The following is a 24,898-nucleotide window of genomic DNA, read 5'->3' as shown; positions in this document are numbered from 1 at the left end:
ACCTGAACGACGCAGATATTGTTCATCCTCTCTGCGCCATCCCACCCTCAGGTAAGAAATGACTCTTCCTTAAAGCATAGCCAACGACGAAATGACTCCTGATAAAAATTGACGCTCTGCGCATGACTCCGTGTTACGCGCAAAAAAAAGGGGGTGAATATCACCCCCGGTATTAGCAAATTATTAGGCCAGTTGTCGCAACATGCGGCGAAGCGGCTCGGCGGCGCCCCACAGGAGCTGGTCTCCGACGGTGAAGGCCGAGAGATACTCCGGCCCCATGTTCAGCTTACGCAGACGACCGACCGGCGTGGTCAGCGTGCCGGTAACGGCGGCTGGGGTCAGTTCACGCATGGTGATATCGCGATCGTTTGGCACCACTTTCGCCCACGGGTTGTGCGCAGCCAGCAGCTCTTCCACGGTCGGAATAGACACATCTTTTTTCAGTTTAAGGGTGAAGGCCTGGCTGTGGCAGCGCAGCGCGCCAACGCGCACGCACAGACCGTCAACCGGGATCACGGAAGAGGTGCTGAGGATTTTGTTGGTCTCAGCCTGACCTTTCCACTCTTCGCGGCTCTGGCCGTTATCGAGCTGTTTGTCGATCCACGGGATCAGGCTGCCTGCCAGCGGAACGCCGAAGTTGTCGACCGGCAGTTCGCCGGAGCGGGAAAGCTGGGTGACTTTGCGTTCGATATCCAGAATCGCCGAGGCCGGGTTCGCCAGCTCGTCAGCGACGTGACTGTGCAGTTGCCCCATCTGTGCCAGCAGTTCGCGCATATGACGCGCGCCGCCGCCGGATGCGGCCTGATAGGTGGCAACGGAGACCCACTCAACCAGATCCTGCGCGAACAGACCGCCCAGGGACATCAGCATCAGGCTGACGGTACAGTTACCGCCGACAAAGGTTTTCACGCCGTTGTTCAGGCCGTCGGTGATCACGCCCTGGTTCACCGGGTCGAGAATAATGATCGCGTCGTCTTTCATACGCAGAGAAGACGCGGCGTCAATCCAGTAACCCTGCCAGCCGCTTTCACGAAGCTTTGGATAGATTTCGTTGGTATAATCGCCGCCCTGGCAGGTCACTATAATATCAAGTGCCTTCAGCGCTTCCAGATTAAAGGCGTCCTGAAGCGTGCCCGTAGAGGCACCGCCGAACGCGGGCGCTGCTTGCCCGAACTGGGAAGTGGAGAAGAAGACCGGGCGGATGGCGTCAAAATCGCGCTCTTCGATCATGCGTTGCATGAGGACAGAGCCGACCATACCGCGCCAGCCGATAAAACCAACGTTTTTCATAGCGTATGTTCCTGCAGAGGTGTGTGCTGTGTGTGTCAACCCGTATCCAACGGGCATAGCCTTCACATTACAAAATGCTGCCAAAGTCGCAAGTGAAATTAATCAATGATTGCGCTGCGATCAGTAATACCACTAATTACAATAGAAACCACAGGGTTTATCAGGGATAAATACAATGACTGAAATCATTTCCGCAGCGGTGCTTTTGATCCTGATTATGGATCCGCTTGGGAACCTGCCCATCTTTATGTCGGTGCTGAAACACACCGAGCCAAAGCGCCGCCGGGCGATCATGATCCGCGAGCTGCTCATCGCGCTGCTGGTGATGTTTATCTTCCTGTTCGCGGGTGAAAAGATCCTCGCGTTCCTGAATTTACGCGCTGAGACGGTTTCGATCTCTGGCGGCATTATTCTGTTCCTGATCGCCATTAAAATGATTTTCCCGAGCGCCGAAGGCAGCAGCAGCGGCCTGCCTGCGGGTGAAGAGCCGTTTATCGTACCGCTGGCGATCCCGCTGGTCGCCGGGCCGACCATTCTGGCAACGCTGATGCTGCTCTCCCATCAGTATCCGAATCAGATGAGCCATCTGGTGATTGCTCTGCTGATCGCCTGGGGCGGGACCTTCATCATCCTGCTGCAGTCGTCGCTGTTCCTGCGCCTGCTGGGCGAAAAAGGGGTGAACGCGCTGGAACGCCTGATGGGGTTGATTCTGGTGATGATGGCGACGCAGATGTTCCTGGATGGAATTCGGGCGTGGATGAAGGGGTGAGGTTGAGGAGTATATCGGGTAAAGGCGTTGTTCCGTTGATCTTACGGACTGAAGAAGGTGTCGAGCCGCTGTAAAAAAGCCGGGTAGTGCTTGCGCTTACCCGGCCTTCATATCACCGTTTTATCGGTCGGGTAAGGCGTAGCCGCCTTCCCGACAAACATCGCACTTAACTCAGCAGCGAAAACGCAATCATCCCAACAATCGCGCCTGTCGTGCCGAGGATGGTTTCCATCAGCGTCCAGGTTTTCAGGGTTTGCGCTTCGGTCGCGCCGGTAAATTTACCGAACAGCCAGAAGCCTGCGTCGTTTACGTGGGAGACCACGATAGAGCCGCCTGCGATACAGATAGACAGGGCCGCCATTTGCGCACCGGAGTAGTTCAGCTGTTCAATCACCGGCATCACCAGGCCGACCGCAGTCAGACAGGCTACCGTGGCAGAACCCTGAATAATACGCACCGCGGCTGCCAGCACGAAACAGGTCACGGCAATCGGTAAGCCCATCCCGGTCAGCGCTTCGCCCAGGGCCGGGCCCACGCCGGAATCAACCAGCACCTGCTTGAACACACCGCCTGCGCCAATCACCAGCAGAATAATCCCCGCCGGTTGCAGCGCCGCGCCGCAGATCTCCATCACGCGGTCTTTCGGCATCCCCTGACGCATCGCCAGGCCGTAAATCGCCACCAGACACGCCACCAGAATCGCGGTGAACGGATGACCGATAAACTCGAACCATTCGTAAGCACTGGAACCGACCGGCACAAAGCGCGCGGCGATGGTTTTGAGGCCAACCAGCACCAGCGGCAGCAGAATCAGCGACAGGCTGAAGCCGAAGGACGGCATTTTGCCTTCGCCAAGGTGCGGCTCGGTGATGTCATCAGGAATGTGCAGCTCAACGTAGCGGCTGATAAAGTTGCCCCACAGCGGCCCGGCAATAATCATCCCCGGGATCGCGGCGCACAGACCAATCAGAATCATCCAGCCAAAATCGGCGTGCATCTGAGACGCCAGCAGCATCGGCGCAGGCCCAGGCAGCAGGAACGCTGCGGCCGCCGCCACGCCCGCAAACAGCGGAATGACCAGCTTAACAAGGTTGGTGCCCGTGTGACGCGCCATGGAGAACGCGACGCTAATCAGCAGCACCACGGCCACTTCAAAGAACAGCGGCAGCGCGCAAATCAGACCGGCCAGACCAATCGCGTAGTGCGCGCGGCTGTGGCCGAAGGATTTGAGCATCTTGACGGCAATCTGATCGACTGCGCCCGTCTCATGCAAAATCTTGCCAAACATCGCGCCGAGCGCGACCACAATCGCCAGGAAGCCCAGCGTGCCTCCCATCCCTTTTTCCATTGTCGCTGCGATTTTATCGAGCGGCATACCGGAAAAGAGACCTGCACCAATAGAAACCACCATCAAAGCAACGAAGGCATGCATACGCGCCTTCATCACTAAAAACAGCAGCAGCAAAACGGAGCCGACGGCTGTCAAAACTAGCGTTAATGTACTCAAAACTTACTGCCTTTTTTTAATGACCTCAATGGTGCTGGCAACAACACCGTCCAGCGGCTGATCGATATCGACGATCAGAACATCGCTTTCGTCTGCACCCGGTTCCTGCAGCGCTTCAAACTGCGTGACCAGCATCTGAGTTTTGAAGAAGTGGCCTTTACGGGCTTTCAGACGGCTTTCGATCACGTCGAAATCGCCTTTCAGATAGATAAAGGAGAGGTTTGGGTTACCGTCACGCAGCAGATCGCGATAGGTCTTTTTCAGCGCGGAGCAGACAATCAGCGACACTTTGTTGGTGCGCTGCATCGCAAACGCGGCATCGTTCAGCGCCTGCAACCAGGGCTTACGATCGTCGTCGTTCAGCGGTTCGCCAGCGGCCATTTTAGTGATGTTGCTGCGCGGGTGGAGGAAGTCGCCATCAAGAAACGCTGCCTGAAGTTGATGCGCCACTTCGCTGGCGACGGCAGATTTACCGCTACCGGAAACGCCCATCAGGACGTAAACGTGGTGATCGAGATTTGTCGTGCTCAAAGGGTGCCCCTCAGTCAATTGTTACGGGTAACAGTTATCGGTAACATTGTCCTGCCGGGGCTATGGAGAAGCAATATCCATTCGTGCGAGAAGTGAATAAGTGTGAGCTACTTCAAATTTGTCAGACTAAATTGATCCACCCGGTGACAAGGTGAAACCTAAATCTAACATTTTAGGCGTGACCACTTCACCACGAATGCGCGCCAGCAGGCGTTCCGCACCGATGCGGCCCATGCGTTCGCGCGGCGTCAGAACGCTCGCCAGACGTGGCTCCATCACCTGTCCGATATCGTGGCCGTGGAAACCGGCAATCGCCATATCGTCAGGGATTTTCAGGCCAAGACGCTGACATTCAAAGGCTGCGCCGACCGCAAGGTCATCGTTGGTACAGAATATACCATCAAGCTGCGGATACTCACGGCGGGCCTGGCGCATCAGCTCAATACCGGACGAATAGGAAGAGGATTGCTCCACCATCACGCTGTACGGCGTTAAGTTTGCGTCGAGCATCGCCTGCTCGTATCCCTTCTGTTTGATGATAGTACGTTCGTCGAGACGTGCGCCCAGATAGGCCACGTGGCGGTGACCGCGGGCGAGAATGGCGGCGGTCATCTGACGCGCGGCTTCGAAGTTATCGAACCCGACGGCAATATCCAGACAAGGCGACTGACTGTCCATCAGCTCCACCACCGGAATGCCGGCGACTTCAATCATCTTGAGCGTACGCGGTGTGTGAGTACGTTCCGTTAAGATCAGACCGTCGATGTTCCAGGAAAGCATCGATTCAAGACGTTCCTCTTCCAGTTCCGGTTTGTACCCATAGTGCGCGAGCATGGTTTGATAACCGTAGGCGTCAGTAACGCTTTCGATTCCGCGCAGCACTTCGGCGAAGACCTGGTTGGTTAAGGAAGGAAGCAGAACACCGACCGCACGGCTGGTGGCATTGGAGAGAATATCGGGCGCGCGGTTGGGGATATAACCCAGTTCATCGAGAGCAGCGGCAATCTTGCCACGCAACGCCAGGGAAACCTGTTCCGGGTTACGCAAAAAGCGGCTGACCGTCATTTTAGTCACACCGACGCGATCGGCCACATCCTGAAGTACGGGTCGTTTCTTTTTCATCGTCCTGAGAGAAACCTGTAATGAGACATTCTCTCAGTTTATCACGGACAAAGGCCAACCTTCCCCTGTCAAATAGGGAAGGTTGGCCTTTTATTTACGATTAATCACACGGGCGGCAGATCGAAGAGCAGAATTTCGCTCGCGCTGTCAGCATGAACGGACAGCGCCTGCTCATCCCAAACCGCCAGACCGTCAGCGGTGGTGGCTTTGGTGCCGTTGATTGTCACGTCACCTTTGACCACCTGGATCCACACGCGGCGGTTTGCGGCAATCTGATGCACAGACTGTTCGTCTTTCGCCAGCGCCCAACGGTACAGTTCCATATCCTGATGCACTTTCAGGGAGCCATCACGCGCATCCGGGGAAAGCACCAGCTGTTTGCCCTGCAGGGCATCGAAGCGGCGCTGCTCGTAGCGCGGCGTGATGCCGGTTTCTTCTGGAATGATCCAGATTTGGTACAGGTGCAGTTTTTCCGTGTTGCTCGGGTTGTACTCCGAGTGACGAACCCCGGTACCGGCACTCATAATCTGGAACTCACCGGCCGGAACCTGCTCTTCGTTACCCATGCTGTCTTTGTGCGCTACAGCGCCTTCCAGCACATAGGTCAGGATTTCCATGTCTTTGTGCGGATGGGTACCGAAGCCCTGGCCCGCGTCAATCACGTCATCGTTAATCACGCGCAGTGCCGAGAAGCCCATGAAGTTCGGGTCGTAATAGTCCGCGAACGAGAAGGTATGCCATGAGTCCAGCCAGCCATGATTTGCGTGACCACGATCGCCTGCTTTACGTAAAAAGATCATTGTTTTTCACCCCAGTTCGTTTCGATGAAGTAAGTGTGGACGCAATTGGCCTGGGATCATAGAGGGTGAAAATTGACTCCTCTGTTCAAAAATTATGAACAAGCATAGAGGAGTCGACAGAGCTTACTTCGCGAGGGTAATCGTGGCAGGAGAAGCCTGTTCGAACCCGCGTTCGAGGATCTCCAGATTAGTGAGAACTTCAGATTCCTTGACGTAATTCGGCGCGCCTTTGGTGAGGGTGTCATACAGCGCATCGTAGACGCGGCCATAATCGCCGGTTTCCGGGGTGAGCTGTTCTTTTACCGTCACGCCTTCGTCATTGACATACTCCAGCACGCCGACCGATTCATCCGCCGCAAATCCTGGCTCGCCCGGCATGATATTGGCCTTCAGACTGGTCTCCTGCTGGTCGATACCGTATTTAATAAACGAGCCGCGGGTGCCGTGCACGATAAATTTCGGGTAGTCCGTTTTCACCAGATGGCTGGTTTTGACGATCGCCTTTAAATCGCCGTAAAACAGCTGTGCTTCAAAGGTATCGTCCGGATTGGCTTTGTTGCGCAGGCTGCGGATATCGTAGGTCACGTGATCCGGGCGGCCTAACAGAGAGATTACCTGGTCCATGGTATGCACGCCCAGACCATAAAACGCGCCGTCCTGCGGCAGGCCGGGTTTGGTTTCCGCCACCGGACGATAGAGGTCGAAATGGCTTTCGATTTCAACGATATCGCCCAGCTTGCCACTCTCGATGGCCTGTTTCGCCATCAGGAAGCAGGTATCAAAGCGACGGTTTTGGTACGGCGTGACGGTCAGCCCTTTGCTTTTTGCCAGCGCGAAGAGCTCTTTGGCCTCCGCAAGCGTCGGGGTGAAGGGTTTTTCCACCAGCACGTTTTTGCCCGCTTCCAGCGCGCGTTTCGCGTAGTCAAAGTGGCTGTCGGCATGGGTACAGACGATCACCAGTTTGACCTGCGGATCGCTTAACACCTCATCCAGATCGCTGGTGAAATGAATATGGGAATACTGTGGGGACTGCTCTTCAGGTTTCGCGTGACGGCGGAAGATATGCGCCACGTGCCAGCTGTCTTTACGGTTGAGAACATACGGAAGGTGATAGCGAGTGGTGCTTTTACCAAATCCAATAAATGCGCAATGTAATGTCATGGCTCAGTCCTTGTTAAGGTTGTTGGGACAACCATAGCGCAAGTTAAATGCGCGCGCATCCGCCGCTGTGAGCTTCACGTATGTGGGATGGAGAACACTTCCCGAGGGGAACGGGCAGGTCTGCCTGGCTGAAACAGGATAAAAAAAAGCCAGCGCGAGGCTGGCTAAAGTAATACTGGAAGCAATGTGAGCAATGTCGTGCTTTCAGGTTTCCGTAAAGGTCTTCCTGAACGCGAGACAATAATAATCATTCTCATTCGCACTTGTCCAATACTTTTTGCAAAAAAAAGGGAGTTGACTCGAATTTCAAAGTCAATGATGTTGAAAGGGATATCAACCCACCGAGGACAAAAGAATGAGTGAGATAGTGATACGCCACGCTGAACCGAAAGATGCCGAAGCCCTGCGCCAAAATTATATGCATCCAGAGGTGTATCACGACACGCTACAACTCCCTCATCCTTCCCTTGAGATGTGGCAGGAACGCCTTAATCCTAAAGCTGGCCAAAAACGTCTGGTCGCCTGCATGGATGAGATTATTGTCGGTGATCTGGCGCTGCAGGTCGAAGCCAGCCCGCGACGCAGCCATGTGGCAACCTTTGGTATCAGCGTTGCGGCGCATGCTCAGGGGCGAGGCGTTGGAAGTGCGCTCATGCGTGAGATGATCAACCTGTGCGACAACTGGATGCGCATCGAGCGTATCGAACTCACGGTTTTTGCCGATAATCCTCCTGCACTGGCGCTGTACAAGAAGTTTGGCTTTGAAATCGAAGGCACCGGAAAGAGATTCGCCCTGCGTAACGGCGAGTTTGTGGATGCCTATTATATGGCGCGGATGAAGTGAAAAATTGCCCGGTAGCGCTGCGCTGCCGGGCGACAACGTATCAGTACCCTGCCGTCAAATCATCCACCGACCGTGGATCGGATGCCCCGGAAAGGGAACCGTCGGGCGCCACCACAATGCTCTGCGTGCTCCCCATCGCCTCTTTCACCACCACTTTCTGCCCGCGCTGTTCCAGCAGCTTGATAGTGTCCGGGCTAAAGCCTTTTTCCACGCGCAGTTCGTCCGGCAGCCACTGATGGTGGAAGCGCGGCGCGTTGGTCGCTTCGGCCACGTTCATTCCGAAATCGATACTGTTCACCACCATTTGCAGCACGGTGGTAATAATTCGGCTTCCGCCTGGGCTACCCGTCACCAACCAGGTTTTGCCGTCTTTCACCACGATGGTCGGAGACATGGAGGACAGCGGGCGTTTCTTCGGCCCAACGGCGTTGGCATCGCCACCCACCAGCCCGTAAACGTTCGGCACGCCCGGTTTGGCGGAGAAGTCGTCCATTTCGTTGTTCAGCAGAATGCCGCTGTTACCCGCCACAATCCCGGTGCCAAACACCGTGTTCAGCGTGTACGTCACCGCCACCGCGTTGCCGTCCTTATCCACCACCGAGAAATGGGTGGTCTGATTGCTCTCGTACGGCGCCAGTTTGCCGGGGCGGATCTGGCTGGACGGTTTCGCTTTGTTGATATCAATCTGATCCGCCAGCGATTTTGCATAGGCTTTGTTGGTCAGCGCCTGCCAGGGCACTTTGACAAAATCCGGATCGCCGAGATACTCCGAGCGGTCGGCATAGGCAAATTTTTCTGCCTCCGCCATCACCTGCATCGCATCGGCGCTACCGAAGCCAAATTTGTGCATATCGAAGTTTTCAAGAATATTGAGGATCTGCACGATGTGGATCCCGCCGGAGGATGGTGGCGGCATTGAGAACACCTGATACCCGCGATACTCACCGCTTATCGGTGTGCGCTCAACGGCTTTGTACTCCGCCAAATCTGCTTTGGTAATCAGCCCGCCGTTCTTTTGCATCTCGTCGGCAATCTGATCGGCAATCGCCCCTTTGTAGAAGGCATCCGGGCCGTTTTCCGCAATCAGCTCCAGGCTTTTCGCAAGATTTGTCTGCACCAGCTTGTCGCCCTTTTTCAGCGGCTCGCCGTCCTTCCAGAAGATCGCTTTACTGTTCTCATGGTTCGGAATCACTTCGCTGCCGTAGGTTTTGAGATCGTCCGCCAGCGCGTCATTGACCACAAACCCGTCGCGCGCCAGCTTGATGGCTGGCTGCACCACTTTGTTCAGCGGTAAGGTCCCGTATTTTTCCAGCGCCAGAGAGAACCCGGCGACGGTGCCCGGCGTGCCGCTTGCCAGATGGGATGTGAGGGATTTTTTACTGTCCGGATTCCCCTGATCGTCGAGGAACATATCGCGCGATGCCTGATTTGGCGCCATTTCGCGGAAGTCGATGGCCGTGGTATTGCCGTCTTTGGTGCGCAGCAGCATAAAGCCCCCGCCGCCAAGATTCCCCGCCTGCGGGTGGGTCACCGCCAGGGCATAACCCACGGCCACCGCCGCATCAACTGCATTACCGCCCTGCTTGAGAATATCCACGCCGACCTGGGTGGCCATCGCGTCCACGGACGCCACCATCCCCTGCTTCGCCCTGACGGGATGGAAGACATCCTCTTCCACGCCGTAGGAGACTGGCGGTGCGGCTGGCGGGTTCGCCGCCACGGTAAATGTCCCGCCGGCCATCAGCGCAGCGATCGCTACCCAGCGCAAAAACGTTGGTTTTATCATTGTTGTTCTCCAGGTGAGGGATCCAGATTCCCGTTTAAGCCTGGTTCACAACTCCTAAAAAATCATCGTTGTGGCAGATTCGGGGTAAACTTAAGAGAGGCCTCAGAAGGAGGAAATGAGAATGAAACGACTACTGATCTTAACGGCACTGCTCCCGTTCGCCGTGCTCGCACAGCCACTGAATACCCTGAATAACCCGAATCAGCCGGGCTATGAAATCCCCAGCCAGCAGCGGATGCAGACCCAGATGATGGGCCAACAGCAGCAGCAAAAAGGGATGCTCAATCAACAGCTGCATACCCAGACGCAGATACAGCAGCAGCACCTGCAAACGCAGATGAACAACAATACGCAGATGATTCAGCAGGGCCAGGTGCGAGAGCAGCCGCTGCCGAATACCAGCGGCGGCATGTTAAGCGGGGGAACAAGCCCGAGCAGCGGTCAGCAGCATATGCTGCCGCCGCGTTCGAATGGCGATATGCTTAATAATCCGCAGAATTAAAGTTCGGGCCAATCACGTCAATCGCATCGGTACAGATGCAGTCCACGCCCCAGCGCAGCAGCTCTGCCGCTCGCTGGGGTTTGTTGACCGTATAAACCAGGATGTGCAGCCCGGCGTCTTTTAGCATCCTCACGCGCGCCTCATCCAGCAGGCGATGATTGAGATGGATCGACACACACCCTAAGCGAGTGGTCAGCTCGCGCCAGTCGTCACGCCATTCGTCCAGCAACAATCCCCGAGGCAGTTCCGGTGCGGCGCCTTGTGCGGCTTCCAGCGCGTCAATTTCAAACGACGACAGCAGCGGAGCGGTCATTCCTTCCCACAGTTCACGCGCGGCGAGGGCAATCACTTTTCCGGTGAGCGGCCCGGTGCCGGTCGTCGGTTTAATTTCGATATTGGCCATCATCCCGTGCTGGCGACAGCGATCGGCCACTTCCGCCAGCAGCGGCAACGGCTCGCCTTTGAATTCGCTGCTAAACCAGCTTCCGGCGTCCACGTTCAGCAGATCGCGCCACGGCAAGTCGCCCGCCACGCCCCAGCCGTTGCTGGTGCGCTCGAGGTTATCGTCATGCAGCAGGAAAATTTCGCCATCTTTCGACAGCTTGGCGTCGAATTCGATCATTGAATGACCGTAAAACGCACCCTTATCAATGGCCGCCAGGGTGTTTTCCGGTGCCCGTTTCCCGCCGCCACGGTGGGCGACGATGTGAGGATATGGCCAGTTACTCATACGCGTTGTCCTGTTTCACCATCAAATAAGTGCAGATGATTTTCCGGCAGATGCAGCCACAGCGTGCTGCCCGCCTTTGGGCGTTCCTGATGCGCCAGACGCACCACCAGCTTTTGATCGCCCCAGCGTCCGTGCGCCAGGTTGTCCGCGCCCAGCATCTCCAGCGTGTCCATCACCAGCGGCACGCCGCCTTCCGCCTGCGAGCTTAGCGCAATATGTTCCGGGCGGATACCGAGCGTCATTTTACGCCCGGCGTAGCCGCGATAAAACCAGTTCACCGGCAGCGCCATGCCGCTCTCCAGCTCAAAATGCGTGCCCGCGTTGCTGATACGCCCTTCCAGCAGGTTCATCGCCGGGCTGCCGATAAAGCTGGCGACAAAGCGGCTGGCGGGTTTTTCATACACCTCTACCGGCGTGCCGATCTGCTCGGCGATACCTTTGTTCATCACCATCACGCGCTGCGCCAGCGTCATGGCTTCCACCTGATCGTGGGTAACATACAGGGAGGTGGTTTTCAGGCGGCGATGCAGATGCTGCAACTCAAGGCGCATCTGCACGCGCAGTTTGGCGTCGAGGTTAGAGAGCGGTTCGTCGAACAGGAACACCGCCGGATCGCGCACGATGGCGCGGCCCATCGCCACGCGCTGACGCTGGCCGCCGGAAAGCTCACGCGGACGGCGTTTTAACAGGCCTTCCAGCTCCAGAATGCGCGCCGCCTCTTTCACCCGTTCGTCGATATGGCCTTTGCCCATCCCGCGAATTTTCAGGCCCCAGGCCATGTTCTCTTCCACGCTCATGTGCGGATAGAGGGCGTAGTTCTGAAACACCATCGCGATGCCGCGATCTTTCGGCTCCATCTCGGTAACGCGCTGGCGGTCAATCCAGATGTCGCCGCTGGTCACGCGCTCAAGCCCCGCCACCATGCGCAGCAGCGTCGATTTCCCGCAGCCAGACGGGCCGACCATCACGATAAATTCGCCGTCTGCCACGTCGAGGGTCAGGGGTTGAATCACCTGGGTTTTGCCGTCCCAGCTTTTGGTTACTGCCTGTAATTTTAATCCTGCCATCTTATTTCTCACTGTCTACTAAACCACGCACGAACGCGCGCTGCATGGCTAAAACGATAACGACCGGAGGGATCAGCGTGAGCAGCATCGCCGCCATCACCTGATTCCAGAGGGTGGTGCCTTCGCCGGTGGCGATCATCCCTTTGATGCCCGCCACGGCGGTGCCGAGATTAACGTCCTGCACAATCAGCAGCGGCCACAGGTACTGGTTCCAGCCGTAGATAAAGGTGATCACGAACAGCGCGGCGAGGTTGGTTCTGGAGAGCGGCAGCACGATATCGCGGAAAAAACGCATCGGCGATGCGCCGTCGATGCGCGCCGCTTCAATCAGTTCGTCCGGCAGGGTCATAAAGAACTGGCGGAACAGGAACGTCGCGGTGGCCGACGCCATCAGCGGCAGCGTCAGGCCCGCGTAGCTGTCGAGCATCCCGAGATTGGCGATCACCTCGACGGTCGGGAAAATACGCACTTCGACGGGCAGCATCAGGGTGATAAAGATCATCCAGAAGAAGAGGTTACGCAGGGGAAAACGGAACCAGACGATAGCGAAGGCCGAGAGCATCGACACCACGATCTTCCCCACCGTAATGCCAAAGGCCATGATGAAACTGTTGAGCATCATCAGCCAGAACGGCGCGCTGTTGGCCCCTACGCCCTGGGTCCAGATAGTCGCCATGTTGTCGAAAAGATGGCCGCCAGGCACCAGCGTCATCGGCGTGTCGAACACGGCTTTGGTATCCAGCGTGGCGGCAACAAAGGCCACGTACAGCGGGAACAGGATGACGATGATCCCGAGAATTAACAGGGTGTGGCTGAAAATCGTCAGCCCCGGACGGTTCTCAATCATTGGTAGCGCACCTTACTTTCGACATAGCGGAACTGAACCACCGTCAGCACAATCACCAGCCCCATCAGCACCACGGACTGCGCGGCAGAGGCCGACAGATCCAGCCCCGCAAAGCCTTCGCGGTAGATTTTGTAGATAAGCGTGGTGGTCGCCTGTACCGGCCCACCGGCGGTGGCGGCGTCGATCACCGGGAAGGTGTCGAAGAAGGCGTAAACCAGGTTAACCACCAGCAGGAAGAAACTCACCGGCGCAATCAGCGGCAGCGCCAGTTTGAAGAAGCGGCGAATCGGCCCTGCGCCATCAATCGCGGCGGCTTCGACCAGCGAGCGCGGAATGGATTGCAGCGCGGCGAAAAAGAACAGGAAGTTGTAGCTGATCTGCTTCCAGACCGAGGCAAACACCACCAGGAACATCGCCTGACCGCTGTTTTGCGCGTGGTTCCAGTCGTAGCCGAATTCACCGAGGAAATGGGTAATCAGCCCGCGCCCTGGGTTAAACAGGAAGATCCACAGCACGGCGGCGACGGCAGGCGCGACGGCGTAGGGCAGCAGCATCAGCGTCTGATAGAGACGGCTGCCGCGCACCACGTAATCCACCAGCGCCGCAAAAAACAGGGACACGACGAGGCCGCTGACCGTCACCATGGCGCTGAATTTGATCGTCGTCCAGAAGGAGTCGAGGTAATAACTGTCGTGGAACAGCGCGGTAAAGTTATCCAGACCGACAAACTGGCTGGAAAGCCCGAACGGATCGACGCTTTGTACCGAGTACCAGAGCGCTTCGCCCGCAGGCCAGATAAAAAAGATGACGGTGATAATCAGCTGCGGGGCGACCAGCAAATAGGGCAGCCAGCGCGAACGGAATACCGGACGGGAGGATGACATTGAGATTGGATTCCTGAACAGTGCCGGATGACCCGGCCAACGAGGAGAATGTCCCCCTCGCAGGCCGGGTAATCCGGCATAAAAACATTAAGACTTCGTCGACTGCTCAAAGCGGCGCAGCAGCTGATTTCCGCGCTCTACCGCCGAATCCAGCGCCTGCTGTGGCGTTTTCTTACCGGTCCATACGCTTTCCAGCTCTTCATCCACGATGGTCCTAATCTGCGGCATGTTGCCCAGACGCAGACCTTTGGTGAACGGTAACGGCGGCTTGTTCAGCATCTGGCGCGTCGCGATATCCGCCCCTGGGTTTTTGTCATAGAAGCCCTGCTCGCGCGTCAGGTCGTAAGCGGCTTTGGTGATCGGCAGGTAGCCGGTCTTCTGGTGCCACTCAGCGGCGTTTTCAGGTTTTGCAAGGAAGTCGAGGAACTCCGCCACGCCTTTGTAGGTGCCGTTGTCTTTGCCCTGCATTACCCACAGGCTCGCTCCGCCGATGATGGCGTTCTGCGGCGCGCCTTTGGCATCGGCGTCATAAGGCATCATGCCCACGCCGTAGTTGAATTTGGCGTAGTGACGGATATCCGCCAGCGAACCGGAAGAGGCGGTGGTGATCGCACAGTCGCCGTTGTAAAACTTCTCGGTAGATTCGTCTTTACGGCCGAAGTAGCTGAAATCGCCCTTCTTATTCAGCGCTTCCAGCAGCGCGATGTGTTTCACCTGCTCGGGTTTGTTGAACTCCAGCACGGCGTCGGTGCCGTCAAAGCCGTTGTTCCTGGTGGCGACAGGCAGACCGTGCCAGGCGCTGAAGTTTTCAATCTGAATCCAGCCCTGCCAGCCGCTCGCATAGCCGCACTTCATGCCTGCCGCTTTCAATTTGGGGGTGTACTCCGCCAGGTCCTGCCAGGTTTTCGGCGGCTGATCCGGGTTTAAACCGGCTTTTTTGAAGGCGTCTTTGTTGTAATAGAGCACCGGCGTGGAGCTGTTAAACGGTTGAGACAGCAGATGCCCGGTTTTGGAATCGGTGTAGTAACCGGAAACCGTCGGCACAAACTGGGATTCATCGAAGTTAATGCCCGCGTCTTTAAACACTTCATAGACCGGTTTGATCGCTTTCGAGGCCATCATGGTGGCGGTGCCGACTTCATACACCTGCAGCAGCGCCGGTGCATTCCCGGTGCGGAACGCGGCGATGCCCGCGCTCAGGCTCTGCTCGTAGTTACCTTTGTACACCGGCACAATTTTATAATCCGGATGGGTGTCGTTGAAACGCTGCGCCAGAGAATCAACCTCTTTGCCCAACTCCCCTTCCATGGAATGCCAGAACGGAATGGTCGTGACAGCCATTGCGTTCGTCGCAAAAGCCAGACCGATTGCCAGACCCAAAGCTGTGTGTCGTAACGATGTCATTGTCATCTCTCTTTTTTGTGCCGGATGCGCGATATCACGCGTTTTATGCTCGCGAGGTAACATGACATGCTCGAATGACAGAAAAATAACTGTTTATTTACAGAATGATGACAGACCGGGGTCAGGGGGATGATGGAATGGTGACGATAGCATGGCAAAAAAAAGCCGGGAGGCGTCGCCCTACCCGGCCTGTGATTCAGGTTTTACTGACCCGGTAAGCGTAGCGCCACCGGGCAACAGACAGCTTAACCGCCTAAATATGCACTTCGCACCGCTTCGTTCGCCAGCAACGCTTCGCCGGTATCGGACAGCACAACGTGACCGTTCTCCAGCACGTAGCCGCGATCCGCGAGTTTCAGCGCCTGGTTGGCGTTTTGCTCCACGAGGAAGATGGTCATCCCCTCTTTACGCAGTTGCTCAATGGTGTCGAAAATCTGCTGAATGATGATCGGCGCAAGGCCGAGGGACGGCTCATCGAGCAGCAGCAGACGCGGCTGGCTCATCAGCGCACGACCAATCGCCAGCATCTGCTGTTCACCGCCTGACATGGTGCCTGCACGCTGAATACGGCGCTCATACAGGCGCGGGAAGAGTTCATACACGCGCTTAATGCGGGTCTGATACTGTTCGCGCTCGGCAAAGAAGCCGCCCATCGCCAGGTTCTCTTCCACCGTCATACGGGAAAACACGCGGCGGCCTTCCGGCACTATCGCCACGGCTTCGCGCATGATTTTCGCGGTCTGCCAGTCGGTAATGTCTTTACCGTCAAAGATGATACGCCCGCTGGAAGCACGCGGATCGCCGCACAGGGTGCCGAGCAGCGTGGTTTTCCCCGCGCCGTTGGCACCGATGAGCGTCACGATCTCACCCTGATTGATATGCAGGCTGACATCGTGTAGCGCCTGAATCTTGCCGTAGTGGGCATTCACCTTGTCAAAAGATAACATCGCTTTTTCCATATTATGACTCGCCCCCATCATGCTTCACCTAAGTAGGCGCGGATCACGTCCGGGTTATGTCGAATTTCTTCAGGCGTGCCGTTCGCCAGCGGCGTCCCCTGATTGACCACGTAGATCCGATCCGAGATGCCCATCACCAGCTTCATATCGTGCTCAATCAGCAAAATGGTGGTGTCATGATGGTTACGCAGCTCGACGATCAGTTCGTCCAGCTCTTTGGTCTCTTTCGGGTTAAGACCGGCAGCAGGCTCATCGAGCATCAGGATTTCCGGCTGCGTGACCATGCAGCGGACAATTTCCAGACGACGCTGGTCGCCATAGGCCAGATTGCTGGCCTGACGGTTAGCGTGCTGCAACAGCCCGATACGATCCAGCCAGGTTGCGGCGCGGTCCAGGGCTTCGCTCTGCGCGCGGCGGAAGGCCGGAGTTTTCAGCAGGCCGGAGAACACCCCGCTCTTCAGCTGCTGATGTTGCGCCACCAGCAGGTTTTCAATCACCGTCATTTCACGGAACAGGCGCACGTGCTGGAAAGTACGCACCACGCCCATACGGGCGATCTGTTGGCCCGGCAGCCCTTCAAGATGCTGATCGCGCAGCATAATGGTCCCGCCCGTCGGCTTGTAGAAACCGGTCAGGCAGTTAAACACCGTGGTTTTCCCCGCACCGTTCGGGCCTATCAGGGAGACAATCTCTTTCGGGAACAGGTCCAGCGAGACGTTATTGACCGCCAGCAGGCCGCCAAAACGCATCATCAGGCCGTTCACGGATAATAATGGCTGACTCATGCCTGCTCTCCTTTCGCTTGCCCGTTCTTCAGCTTCAACTGTGGACGGGTCATCGGCAGCAAGCCCTGCGGACGCCAGATCATCATCAGTACCATCAAACCACCCAGCATCAACATGCTGTATTCGTTAAAGTCGCGCATCAGCTCGCGGGAGACCACCAGCAGAATTGCCGCGAGGATCACCGCAAACTGGGAGCCCATCCCGCCGAGTACCACGATGGCCAGCACAAAGGCTGATTCGGCAAAGGTGAAGGATTCCGGGCTGACGAAGCCCTGACGCGCGGCAAACAGCGTTCCGGCAAAACCGGCAAACGCGGCGCTGATGGTGAACGCGGTCAGTTTGATGCGCGTCGGGTTCAGCCCCAGGGAGCGGCAGGCGATTTCGTCTTCACGCAGCGCTTCCCACGCGCGGCCCAGCGGCATGCGCAGCAGGCGGTTGATCACGAACAGGGTGATCACCACCAGCAGCAGCGCCACCAGATAGAGCCAGATCACGCGGTCGGAGGGATCGTACTTCACGCCGAAGAAGTTGCTGAAAGTATCCCAGCCGCCTTCGCGCGCCGTGCGGCTAAACTCCAGGCCGAAGAAGGTCGGTTTCGGGATCTGGCTGATGCCGTTCGGACCGCCGGTCACTTCGGTGTTGTTGAGCAGCAGGATACGGACGATCTCGCCAAAGCCTAAGGTCACAATCGCCAGATAGTCACCGCGCAGACGCAGCACCGGGAAGCCGAGCAGGAAACCTGCGGCGGCAGACACCAGGCCCGCCAGCGGCAGACAGGTCCAGAAGCCCAGCCCGTAATAGTGGTTCAGCAACGCAAAGGTGTAGGCACCGATGGCGTAAAATCCGCCATAGCCCAGCACCAGCAGGCCAGACAGACCGACCACCACGTTCAAGCCCAGACCCAGAATCACGTAGATCATGGTCAGCGTGGCAATATCCACCGTCCCGCGCGACACCATGAACGGCCACGCAACAGCGGCCACCAGCAGCGCCACCAGGAACAGTTTCTGCTTAACGGTCGAGCCATCAATGGCTGGCAGCACGAATTTCGGGCCAGAGACGTTTTTCATCGTCTTCTGGAACACCGGGCGCAGCAGCTGGAACAGGAACACCACCGCCGTGCCGACAAACACCCACTGCCAGCGGATATCCGCGGCGGTATCGACCACCAGTCGGGTGCCATCCAGTTCTAACTGCACACCCATAAAGACGCCCGCGAGGACGAAGAACATGGCGGCAGAGAGCAGCGCCATCGCAAAATGCATCGGTTTCATACTTTCTCTACCTCCGGACGACCCAGAATCCCGGTAGGCATCACCAGCAGCACCAGAATCAGCAGTGCAAAGGAGACGACGTCTTTATATTCGGTACTCAGATACGCCGAGGAGAGCGCTTCGGCAACGCCCAGAATCAGGCCGCCGATCATCGCACCAGGAATACTGCCGATCCCGCCGAGCACCGCAGCGGTGAAGGCTTTCATCCCGGCCATAAAGCCGATGTATGGGTTGATAACGCCGTAGAACTGACCGAGCAGCACACCCGCCACCGCCGCCATCGCAGCACCAATCACAAAGGTCAGGGCGATCACGCGGTCGGTGTTAATGCCCAGCAGGCTGGCCATTTTCAGGTCTTCTGCACAGGCGCGGCAGGCGCGGCCCATGCGGGAGTAACGGATGAAAATGGTCAACGCCAGCATCGCGAGGAAGGTCACAACCCAGATCACCAGCTGCATGGTCGTGATAGAGGCCGAGAAGTTTTCGCTGGCCCCGATAATCCACTGGCCGTTAAACAGGCTTGGCAGCGCCACATCGCGCGAGCCTTCCGTCAGGCTGACGTAGTTTTGCAGGAAGATGGACATCCCGATGGCGGAGATCAGCGCAATCAGACGTTTGGAGCTGCGCACAGGCCGATAGGCCACGCGCTCGATGCTCCAGCCGTAGGCGCTGGCAATCACAATCGCACCGACAAAACCGGCACCTACCAGCAGCCAGCTGCTGTCGATACCCATCATCATCAGTGCGGCAATGATCATAAAGGAGACATAGCTGCCGATCATATAGACCTCGCCGTGGGCGAAGTTGATCATGCCGATAATGCCGTAAACCATCGTGTAACCGATGGCGATCAGCGCATAGGTGCTTCCCAGCGTGACGCCGTTAAACATCTGCTGCAAGAAATAGAGAAACTGCTCGGACATAAGAAAACCTTTTTATAACCGCCCGTTTTGCGCGGGCGGCGGGATGATTATTTGGCTACCGAAGAAGAACCATCGGCGTGCCATTGGAAGACACCAAATTCAAATCCCTTTAGATCGCCTTTCTCATCCCAGTTCAGCGGCCCAATCACGGTGTTTGCACCGTGTGCTTTTAAATCTTTCACTAAGTCCAGCGGCTCTTTGCTGCCGGTGCGCTCCATGGCAGTCGCCAGAGACTGCACCGCCGCGTAGGTGATCCAGACGTACGGACCGCTCGGATCTTTCTTCTGCGCTTTGAGTGCCTCCACGATAGCCTTGTTCGCCGGTTCCTGGTCATAGCGTTTTGGCATTGTCACCAGCATGCCTTCGCCCGCATCGCCTGCGATGTTGGACAGGGACGCGTTACCCACGCCTTCCGGGCCCATAAACTGCGTTTTCAGGCCGGTCGCGCGCGCCTGGCGCAGCATCTGGCCCATCTCCGGGTAGTAACCGCCGTAGTACACGAAGTCGATGTTCTCTTTTTGCAGGCGTGCCAGCAGGGCAGAGAAATCTTTCTCACCTGCGGTGATGCCGTCGAAGAAGACTACATTCGCGCCGCCTTTTTTCAGGCCATCCTGTACGGAACGCGCGAGACCTTCGCCGTATTGCTGTTTATCGTGAATGATCGCGATGCGCTGCGGCTTCACTTTCTCGAGGATGTACTTCGCGGCAGTTGGACCCTGAGAAGAGTCCAGACCGGCGGTACGCATGATGTGCTGATAGCCACGCTGCGTCAGCTCCGGGTTGGTAGCGCCTGGCGTGATCATCAGAATGCCTTCGTCTTCATAGATATCTGAAGCGGGCTGCGTGGAAGAGGAGCACAGGTGGCCGATAACGTACTGAATACCGTCGTTAACGATTTTGTTCGCCACGGCGACGGCTTGTTTCGGATCGCAGGCGTCGTCATATTCCACGCCAACCAGCTTATCCCCTTTGATCCCGCCTTTGGCGTTGATGTCTTTGATCGCCTGACGCGCGCCGTTGAACTCCATATCACCCCACTGGGCAACCGGACCGGACATCGCACCGACGACGGCAACTTTAATCTCTTCCGCCATGGCTGCCTGCGAAATCGCTAATGCAACCATTCCCGCGATCAATGCTTTCGCGTTCCTTTTCATCTGTGAATCCCCATTCGTGACGTGATGTATATATTTTGTTTTATTATGGTTAAAAAGCATTCTGTACTTTTAATGAACAACGCTATTTTTACCAGTGCCTTTAATGGTTTAGCGCAGTTTTTTGATAAAAACCAGACTAAAATCTCTATTTTTCAGGCGATTAAGCAAAGATAATATTCTGAAATCAGACAGAGATAAACAAATAAAAGTGCAGTTTGCAGCATAAAATAACGGTACAAAGCGCCGAATAAAACACTGCCTTTTAGAGTAAAATTCTGCTTAATTTTCGATCCCTGCTCTTTCTCGCTACACATCGCGTTGCTAAAAAAGTAATCAGCTGGAGAATGGTTCAAAAAAGGGGAAGCCGCTGAAGAGATAAATTGAGTACACTGCCTTTACTCTTTTTGATTTGGACAAGCAGCTAATGAAACTGACCATCCTTCGTCTGGTGTCCTTTAGCGACCAGGATCATATCGACCTGGGCAAGATCTGGCCGGAATATTCTCCTTCCTCCCTGACCGTGGATGAAACCCATCGAATTTATGCCGCCCGCTTTAACGAGCGTCTGCTGGGCGCAGTGCGCGTGACCCTGAGCGGAACCGATGGCGCGCTGGACTCCCTGCGCGTGCGGGAAATCACCCGCCGTCGCGGCGTGGGGCAGTATTTGATTGAAGAGGTGATTCGCGATAATCCGGACGTGTCAGCCTGGTGGATGTCCGATATCGGTGTGGAAGACCGCAGCGTGATGTCCGCCTTTATGCAGGCGACAGGGTTTGCAGAGCGGGAGAATGGGTGGGAGCGGCGATAAAAAAAAGCCGGGTGGCGACTGCGCCTTACCCGGCCTGGAACTCAGGTTTTGTAGGCCCGGAGAGCATAGCGCCACCGGGCATTTTTTTATTTAGCGTCGGTCGCTGAACCATCTGCATGCCAGGTAAAGACACCGAACTCAAAACCTTTCAGATCGCCCTTCTCGTCCCAGGACAGCGGCCCCATGACGGTATCGACTGAGTTCGCTTTCAGCCAGGTCGCAATCTCAGCCGGATCGGCTGACTGGTTCAGGCCTGCCTGCAGGGATTGCAGCGCTGCGTAGGTGGTCCACACGAACGCGCCGCTTGGATCTTGTTTCTTGGCCTTGATGGCATCCACAATCGGTTTGTTCGCCGGAACCTGATCGTAGTTCTTCGGCTTGGTGACCAGCATCCCTTCAGCCGAGTCGCCCGCGATGTTAGACAGGGAAACGTTCGCCACGCCCTCTGGCCCCATGAATTGTGTTTTCAGACCGGCCGCGCGCGCCTGGCGCAGGATCTGGCCCATTTCCGGGTGATAACCGCCGTAGTACACGAAGTCGATGTTCTCTTTTTTCAGACGCGCCACCAGCGTGGAGAAGTCTTTTTCACCGGCGGTGATACCGTCGAAGAACACCACTTTCGCATTGGCTTTCTTCAGGCTGTCCTGTACGGAGCGCGCCAGGCCTTCGCCGTACTGCTGTTTATCGTGAACAATCGCGATGCGCTGCGGCTTCACTTTCTCAAGAATGTATTTCGCGGCGGTTGGGCCCTGGTCAGAGTCCAGACCGGTGGTACGCAGAATCAGTTTATAACCACGCGCGGTCAGCTCTGGAGCGGTCGCCGCCGGGGTGATCATCAGAATACCTTCATCTTCGTAGATATCAGACGCAGGCTGGGTGGATGAGGAGCACAGGTGACCGATAACGTATTTGATCCCGTCGTTCACCACTTTGTTCGCCACTGCTACCGCTTGTTTCGGGTCGCAGGCATCGTCATATTTTACGATCTGCAGTTTTTCGCCTTTGATGCCGCCCTTGGCATTAATGTCTGCAACCGCTTGTTCTGCGCCGGTAAATTCCTGGTCGCCGTATTGCGCTACCGGACCGGACATCGCACCGACAACAGCCACTTTAATATCCGCCTGAGCCATAGTGCTGAATGCCAACGCGATACATCCTGCCAGTAACGCTTTACCCTTCATATTCATCCTGAGATTCCCCATTATTATGGTTATTACGATTGTTGTGATGTTGTTGTGTAGCGCTTTATTTCAATTATAGGTCTGCCGTCCGCGCTTTTTCAGCACACTCTGCTAAAACATACCCCATTTTTATGATTTTGGAATAGCTAATTTGAAATGTAACTATGCCAGCCCGGTGCAGTTTTGCGACCGGGCTCGGGCTTTATCGAGTCAGCGAGGCAGAGATGATATCCAGCGCTTTGCGGAACTGCGCGTCGGGAATGGTGAGTGGGTAGAGAAAACGAATGACGTTGCCGTATACGCCGCAGCTGAGCAGCAACAGCCCTTCCGCCAGCGCGCGCTCCTGAACCTGGCGGGTAAATTCCGGTGAGGGCTGCCCGGTCTCGGGATCGTTGAACTCCACCGCCACCATCGAGCCTTGCGCGCGGATATCGGCGATATACGGGCAGCCAGATTTGGCCTTGCTCAGCACTTCCACCAGATGATGGCCCAGGTGCGAGGCGCGAGCGCACAGATCCTCTTCGTCGATCACCGCCAGCACCGCCAGTGCCGCCGCAATCGCCAGCGGGTTCCCGGCGTAGGTGCCGCCCAGCCCGCCCGGTGCGGGGGCGTCCATCACCTCGGCGCGGCCCGACACCGCCGAAAGCGGCATCCCGCCCGCCAGGCTTTTCGCCATGGTGATCAGATCCGGTTTAACGCAGTGATGTTCCATCGAGAACAGTTTCCCGGTACGGGCAAAGCCGGTCTGCACTTCGTCTGCGATCAGCAAAATTCCGTGGGTGTCGCACAGGGCGCGCAGCCCTTGCATAAAATCGGGCGGCGCGACGTTGAATCCGCCTTCACCCTGAACCGGTTCGAGGATAATCGCTGCCACCTGATCCGGGGCGATATCGGCTTTAAAGATACGCTCCAGGCTTTTCAGGGCGTCCTGAGAACTCACGCCGTGCAGCGTGTTGGGATATTGCGCGTGATAGACCGAACCAGGGAACGGGCCGAAGCCGAGTTTGTACGGCGCCACTTTGCCGGTGAGGGCCATGGTCATAAAGGTTCGCCCGTGGAAGGCGCCGCCGAACGTGATAAGACCGGGTCGTTTGGTGTAGGCGCGGGCGATTTTGACCGCGTTTTCGACGGCTTCTGCGCCCGTCGAGAAGAAGGCGGTTTTGGCTGGCCCTTCAATCGGCACACGGGCATTGATGCGCTCTGCGAGGGCGATATAGCCTTCGTACGGCACAATCTGGTACGCCGTGTGGGTAAACGACTGAAGCTGCTTTTCGATGGCGGCGATCACTTTGGGATGGCGATGGCCCGTGTTCAGCACCGCAATCCCGGCGGCGAAGTCGATCACTTCGTTGCCTTCGATATCCCACAGCGTGGCGTTTTCCGCTTTATCGGCGTAAAAACCGCACATCACCCCGATGCCGCGCGGCGTTGCCTGCAAACGCCGTTCATTTAACTCGTGATTGTTCACCCTGTCCCCCTAAGATTCGCATGCGTAGCGCATCTGTAAGTGTTTGCCAGGGGGGAGGAATTCGCCAGAGCGGTCGTTAAAAAAACAAAACCCCCAGATTTTCATCCAGGGGTTATCGGGGAACTTCGCGGGAATTACGCTTCGATAGCGGCGCGAAGTTTTTTCATGGCGTTCTTTTCAAGCTGACGCACACGCTCTGCTGAGACGCCGTAGCGGTCGGCCAGCTCCTGCAGGGTGGACTTGTTGTCTTCGTCCAGCCAGCGGGCGCGGATAATCGCCTGGCTACGCTCGTCGAGACCTTCCATCGCGTGGATGAGTTTGTTCGCGGCCTGATCTTCCCAGTTATCCTCTTCGATGCCGTCGGCAAAGTTAGAGGTTTTATCCTGCAGATACAGAACCGGTGCCATCGGCTGGCTATCCTGCGCATCGTCGTCAGAAGACATATCGAATGTCATGTCCTGAGCGGCCATACGGGATTCCATCTCACGCACATCTTTGCTGGAAACGCCCAGCTCACGCGCCACCATTTCGACTTCATCCTGATTGAACCAGCCCAGACGCTGCTTGGCTTTACGCAGGTTGAAGAATAGTTTGCGCTGTGCTTTGGTCGTAGCGACTTTCACAATACGCCAGTTACGCAGCACGTATTCGTGAATTTCCGCTTTGATCCAGTGAACGGCGAAGGAGACCAGTCGCACACCCACTTCCGGGTTGAAGCGACGTACAGCCTTCATCAGACCGATGTTACCTTCCTGAATCAAGTCCGCCTGCGGCAGACCGTAACCCGAGTAATTACGAGCAACGTGAACAACAAAGCGCAGGTGAGACAGGATCAGCGTCTTAGCTGCTTCCAGATCGCCCTGGTAATGCAGCTTTTCAGCAAGCTCCTTTTCTTCCTCAGCCGTCAACATCGGCCAGGTGTTCGCAGCCCGGATATAAGATTCCAGGTTACCAACAGGGGCTAAAGCTAAAGTTTGCATTTCTTTGGTCATTCATTCCTCTCAATTTAGTGTCTTCTGGCGTTTGTTTGTCCCCATCAGGCAACAAGCATGCCAAAGCATTTGAGCAGTGAGACTAACATTCACATTTTTATCAGACC

The 24,898-nt window shown here is 56.5% G+C and carries 24 protein-coding genes; 4 read left to right on the top strand and 20 right to left on the bottom strand.

The window, feature by feature from the left end; genetic code table 11:
* Nucleotides 1–183: 183 nt before the first annotated feature.
* Entirely contained in the window at nt 184–1,290 is a 1,107-nt protein-coding gene (gene asd, locus F153LOC_RS15995) for an aspartate-semialdehyde dehydrogenase (RefSeq protein WP_100778574.1), read from the bottom strand.
* A gap of 175 nt (nt 1,291–1,465) precedes the next feature.
* On the opposite strand from asd, the gene yhgN reads away from it, so the two are divergent.
* Nucleotides 1,466–2,059 carry an NAAT family transporter YhgN gene (gene yhgN / locus F153LOC_RS15990; RefSeq protein ID WP_015960802.1) on the top strand — a complete coding sequence of 198 codons (594 nt, stop codon included), beginning with the start codon at nt 1,466–1,468 and terminating at the stop codon, nt 2,057–2,059.
* A gap of 166 nt (nt 2,060–2,225) precedes the next feature.
* Here the strand turns inward: yhgN and gntU are convergent, their stop codons facing one another.
* The 5 genes from gntU to F153LOC_RS15965 all read right to left on the bottom strand — a co-directional run bounded on the left by gntU (nt 2,226) and on the right by F153LOC_RS15965 (nt 7,180).
* Entirely contained in the window at nt 2,226–3,566 is a 1,341-nt protein-coding gene (gene gntU, locus F153LOC_RS15985; RefSeq protein WP_100778573.1) for a gluconate transporter, read from the bottom strand.
* A 3-nt stretch (nt 3,567–3,569) separates the two neighbouring features.
* Nucleotides 3,570–4,097 carry a gluconokinase gene (gene gntK / locus F153LOC_RS15980; RefSeq protein ID WP_100778572.1) on the bottom strand — a complete coding sequence of 176 codons (528 nt, stop codon included), beginning with the start codon at nt 4,095–4,097 and terminating at the stop codon, nt 3,570–3,572.
* A 126-nt stretch (nt 4,098–4,223) separates the two neighbouring features.
* Entirely contained in the window at nt 4,224–5,219 is a 996-nt protein-coding gene (gntR, locus tag F153LOC_RS15975) for a gluconate operon transcriptional repressor GntR (RefSeq protein ID WP_100778571.1), read from the bottom strand.
* 104 nt (nt 5,220–5,323) lie between these two features.
* Nucleotides 5,324–6,019 carry a pirin family protein gene (locus F153LOC_RS15970; protein ID WP_102105321.1) on the bottom strand — a complete coding sequence of 232 codons (696 nt, stop codon included), beginning with the start codon at nt 6,017–6,019 and terminating at the stop codon, nt 5,324–5,326.
* 123 nt (nt 6,020–6,142) lie between these two features.
* Nucleotides 6,143–7,180 carry an oxidoreductase gene (locus F153LOC_RS15965; protein ID WP_100778569.1) on the bottom strand — a complete coding sequence of 346 codons (1,038 nt, stop codon included), beginning with the start codon at nt 7,178–7,180 and terminating at the stop codon, nt 6,143–6,145.
* A 355-nt stretch (nt 7,181–7,535) separates the two neighbouring features.
* Here F153LOC_RS15965 and yhhY point away from each other — a divergent pair, with 355 nt between their 5' ends.
* Nucleotides 7,536–8,024: an N-acetyltransferase gene (yhhY, locus tag F153LOC_RS15960; protein WP_102105320.1), complete on the top strand. Its 489-nt coding sequence runs from the start codon at nt 7,536–7,538 to the stop codon at nt 8,022–8,024.
* A 40-nt stretch (nt 8,025–8,064) separates the two neighbouring features.
* Here yhhY and ggt read toward each other — a convergent pair whose 3' ends face one another.
* Nucleotides 8,065–9,810, bottom strand: a complete 1,746-nt coding sequence (gene ggt / locus F153LOC_RS15955; RefSeq protein ID WP_181826966.1) for a gamma-glutamyltransferase — start codon at nt 9,808–9,810, stop codon at nt 8,065–8,067.
* 121 nt (nt 9,811–9,931) lie between these two features.
* Here ggt and F153LOC_RS15950 point away from each other — a divergent pair, with 121 nt between their 5' ends.
* Complete coding sequence (locus F153LOC_RS15950) at nt 9,932–10,312, top strand: DUF2756 family protein (protein WP_102105319.1); 381 nt, start codon at nt 9,932–9,934, stop codon at nt 10,310–10,312.
* Here the strand turns inward: F153LOC_RS15950 and ugpQ are convergent.
* The 10 genes from ugpQ to livK all read right to left on the bottom strand — a co-directional run bounded on the left by ugpQ (nt 10,293) and on the right by livK (nt 20,342).
* Nucleotides 10,293–11,042 (bottom strand): glycerophosphodiester phosphodiesterase, encoded by a 750-nt coding sequence (gene ugpQ / locus F153LOC_RS15945; protein WP_102105318.1) that lies wholly within the window; start codon nt 11,040–11,042, stop codon nt 10,293–10,295. The two genes, F153LOC_RS15950 and ugpQ, sit on opposite strands and share 20 nt — an antisense overlap.
* Nucleotides 11,039–12,109, bottom strand: a complete 1,071-nt coding sequence (locus tag F153LOC_RS15940; protein WP_102105317.1) for a sn-glycerol-3-phosphate import ATP-binding protein UgpC — start codon at nt 12,107–12,109, stop codon at nt 11,039–11,041. The genes ugpQ and F153LOC_RS15940 overlap by 4 nt, the downstream gene beginning before the upstream one ends.
* Before the next feature lies 1 nt (nt 12,110).
* A complete protein-coding gene (gene ugpE, locus F153LOC_RS15935; protein WP_100778564.1) occupies nt 12,111–12,956 on the bottom strand; it encodes a sn-glycerol-3-phosphate ABC transporter permease UgpE in 846 nt (281 codons plus the stop codon).
* The gene (gene ugpA, locus F153LOC_RS15930; protein WP_100778563.1) at nt 12,953–13,840 is read right to left on the bottom strand and encodes a sn-glycerol-3-phosphate ABC transporter permease UgpA; all 888 of its coding nucleotides are present in this window, start codon (nt 13,838–13,840) and stop codon (nt 12,953–12,955) included. Before ugpA ends, ugpE begins: the two co-directional genes overlap by 4 nt.
* 87 nt (nt 13,841–13,927) lie before the next feature.
* Nucleotides 13,928–15,244, bottom strand: a complete 1,317-nt coding sequence (gene ugpB, locus F153LOC_RS15925; protein ID WP_102105316.1) for a sn-glycerol-3-phosphate ABC transporter substrate-binding protein UgpB — start codon at nt 15,242–15,244, stop codon at nt 13,928–13,930.
* Between the two features lie 245 nt (nt 15,245–15,489).
* Nucleotides 15,490–16,203, bottom strand: a complete 714-nt coding sequence (gene livF / locus F153LOC_RS15920) for a high-affinity branched-chain amino acid ABC transporter ATP-binding protein LivF (RefSeq protein WP_100780798.1) — start codon at nt 16,201–16,203, stop codon at nt 15,490–15,492.
* Nucleotides 16,204–16,220: 17 nt separating this feature from the next.
* The gene (gene livG, locus F153LOC_RS15915) at nt 16,221–16,988 is read right to left on the bottom strand and encodes a high-affinity branched-chain amino acid ABC transporter ATP-binding protein LivG (RefSeq protein WP_100778561.1); all 768 of its coding nucleotides are present in this window, start codon (nt 16,986–16,988) and stop codon (nt 16,221–16,223) included.
* Complete coding sequence (gene livM, locus F153LOC_RS15910; RefSeq protein ID WP_100778560.1) at nt 16,985–18,262, bottom strand: branched chain amino acid ABC transporter permease LivM; 1,278 nt, start codon at nt 18,260–18,262, stop codon at nt 16,985–16,987. Before livM ends, livG begins: the two co-directional genes overlap by 4 nt.
* Nucleotides 18,259–19,185, bottom strand: coding sequence for a high-affinity branched-chain amino acid ABC transporter permease LivH (gene livH, locus F153LOC_RS15905; RefSeq protein WP_100778559.1), 927 nt, complete (start codon nt 19,183–19,185; stop codon nt 18,259–18,261). Before livH ends, livM begins: the two co-directional genes overlap by 4 nt.
* A gap of 47 nt (nt 19,186–19,232) precedes the next feature.
* Nucleotides 19,233–20,342, bottom strand: a complete 1,110-nt coding sequence (livK, locus tag F153LOC_RS15900) for a high-affinity branched-chain amino acid ABC transporter substrate-binding protein LivK (RefSeq protein WP_102105315.1) — start codon at nt 20,340–20,342, stop codon at nt 19,233–19,235.
* Nucleotides 20,343–20,766: 424 nt separating this feature from the next.
* Here livK and panM point away from each other — a divergent pair, with 424 nt between their 5' ends.
* Entirely contained in the window at nt 20,767–21,150 is a 384-nt protein-coding gene (panM, locus tag F153LOC_RS15895) for an aspartate 1-decarboxylase autocleavage activator PanM (protein ID WP_102105314.1), read from the top strand.
* A gap of 86 nt (nt 21,151–21,236) precedes the next feature.
* Here panM and livJ read toward each other — a convergent pair whose 3' ends face one another.
* From livJ to rpoH, 3 genes are all read right to left on the bottom strand, one after another.
* Nucleotides 21,237–22,337, bottom strand: coding sequence for a branched chain amino acid ABC transporter substrate-binding protein LivJ (gene livJ, locus F153LOC_RS15890; protein WP_142503677.1), 1,101 nt, complete (start codon nt 22,335–22,337; stop codon nt 21,237–21,239).
* Between the two features lie 196 nt (nt 22,338–22,533).
* Entirely contained in the window at nt 22,534–23,799 is a 1,266-nt protein-coding gene (locus F153LOC_RS15885) for a 4-aminobutyrate--2-oxoglutarate transaminase (RefSeq protein WP_102105313.1), read from the bottom strand.
* Nucleotides 23,800–23,933: 134 nt separating this feature from the next.
* Nucleotides 23,934–24,791, bottom strand: a complete 858-nt coding sequence (rpoH, locus tag F153LOC_RS15880; RefSeq protein ID WP_102105312.1) for an RNA polymerase sigma factor RpoH — start codon at nt 24,789–24,791, stop codon at nt 23,934–23,936.
* Between the last annotated feature and the right edge of the window lie 107 nt (nt 24,792–24,898).

The sequence above is a fragment of the Lelliottia sp. F153 genome (assembly GCF_002870005.1).
GTDB lineage: Bacteria > Pseudomonadota > Gammaproteobacteria > Enterobacterales > Enterobacteriaceae > Enterobacter > Enterobacter nimipressuralis.
Note: the sequence above shows the minus strand (reverse complement) of the source record. Positions and strands in the feature narration are given on the sequence as shown.

Coding starts and splice junctions, on each gene's coding strand:
- asd (WP_100778574.1), bottom strand. CDS start 1,290: ATGAAAAACGTTGGTTTTATCGGCTGGCGCGGTATGGTCGGCTCTGTC.
- yhgN (WP_015960802.1), top strand. CDS start 1,466: ATGACTGAAATCATTTCCGCAGCGGTGCTTTTGATCCTGATTATGGAT.
- gntR (WP_100778571.1), bottom strand. CDS start 5,219: ATGAAAAAGAAACGACCCGTACTTCAGGATGTGGCCGATCGCGTCGGT.
- F153LOC_RS15970 (WP_102105321.1), bottom strand. CDS start 6,019: ATGATCTTTTTACGTAAAGCAGGCGATCGTGGTCACGCAAATCATGGC.
- F153LOC_RS15965 (WP_100778569.1), bottom strand. CDS start 7,180: ATGACATTACATTGCGCATTTATTGGATTTGGTAAAAGCACCACTCGC.
- yhhY (WP_102105320.1), top strand. CDS start 7,536: ATGAGTGAGATAGTGATACGCCACGCTGAACCGAAAGATGCCGAAGCC.
- ggt (WP_181826966.1), bottom strand. CDS start 9,810: ATGATAAAACCAACGTTTTTGCGCTGGGTAGCGATCGCTGCGCTGATG.
- F153LOC_RS15950 (WP_102105319.1), top strand. CDS start 9,932: ATGAAACGACTACTGATCTTAACGGCACTGCTCCCGTTCGCCGTGCTC.
- ugpQ (WP_102105318.1), bottom strand. CDS start 11,042: ATGAGTAACTGGCCATATCCTCACATCGTCGCCCACCGTGGCGGCGGG.
- F153LOC_RS15940 (WP_102105317.1), bottom strand. CDS start 12,109: ATGGCAGGATTAAAATTACAGGCAGTAACCAAAAGCTGGGACGGCAAA.
- ugpE (WP_100778564.1), bottom strand. CDS start 12,956: ATGATTGAGAACCGTCCGGGGCTGACGATTTTCAGCCACACCCTGTTA.
- ugpA (WP_100778563.1), bottom strand. CDS start 13,840: ATGTCATCCTCCCGTCCGGTATTCCGTTCGCGCTGGCTGCCCTATTTG.
- ugpB (WP_102105316.1), bottom strand. CDS start 15,244: ATGACATCGTTACGACACACAGCTTTGGGTCTGGCAATCGGTCTGGCT.
- livF (WP_100780798.1), bottom strand. CDS start 16,203: ATGGAAAAAGCGATGTTATCTTTTGACAAGGTGAATGCCCACTACGGC.
- livG (WP_100778561.1), bottom strand. CDS start 16,988: ATGAGTCAGCCATTATTATCCGTGAACGGCCTGATGATGCGTTTTGGC.
- livM (WP_100778560.1), bottom strand. CDS start 18,262: ATGAAACCGATGCATTTTGCGATGGCGCTGCTCTCTGCCGCCATGTTC.
- livH (WP_100778559.1), bottom strand. CDS start 19,185: ATGTCCGAGCAGTTTCTCTATTTCTTGCAGCAGATGTTTAACGGCGTC.
- livK (WP_102105315.1), bottom strand. CDS start 20,342: ATGAAAAGGAACGCGAAAGCATTGATCGCGGGAATGGTTGCATTAGCG.
- panM (WP_102105314.1), top strand. CDS start 20,767: ATGAAACTGACCATCCTTCGTCTGGTGTCCTTTAGCGACCAGGATCAT.
- livJ (WP_142503677.1), bottom strand. CDS start 22,337: ATGAATATGAAGGGTAAAGCGTTACTGGCAGGATGTATCGCGTTGGCA.
- rpoH (WP_102105312.1), bottom strand. CDS start 24,791: ATGACCAAAGAAATGCAAACTTTAGCTTTAGCCCCTGTTGGTAACCTG.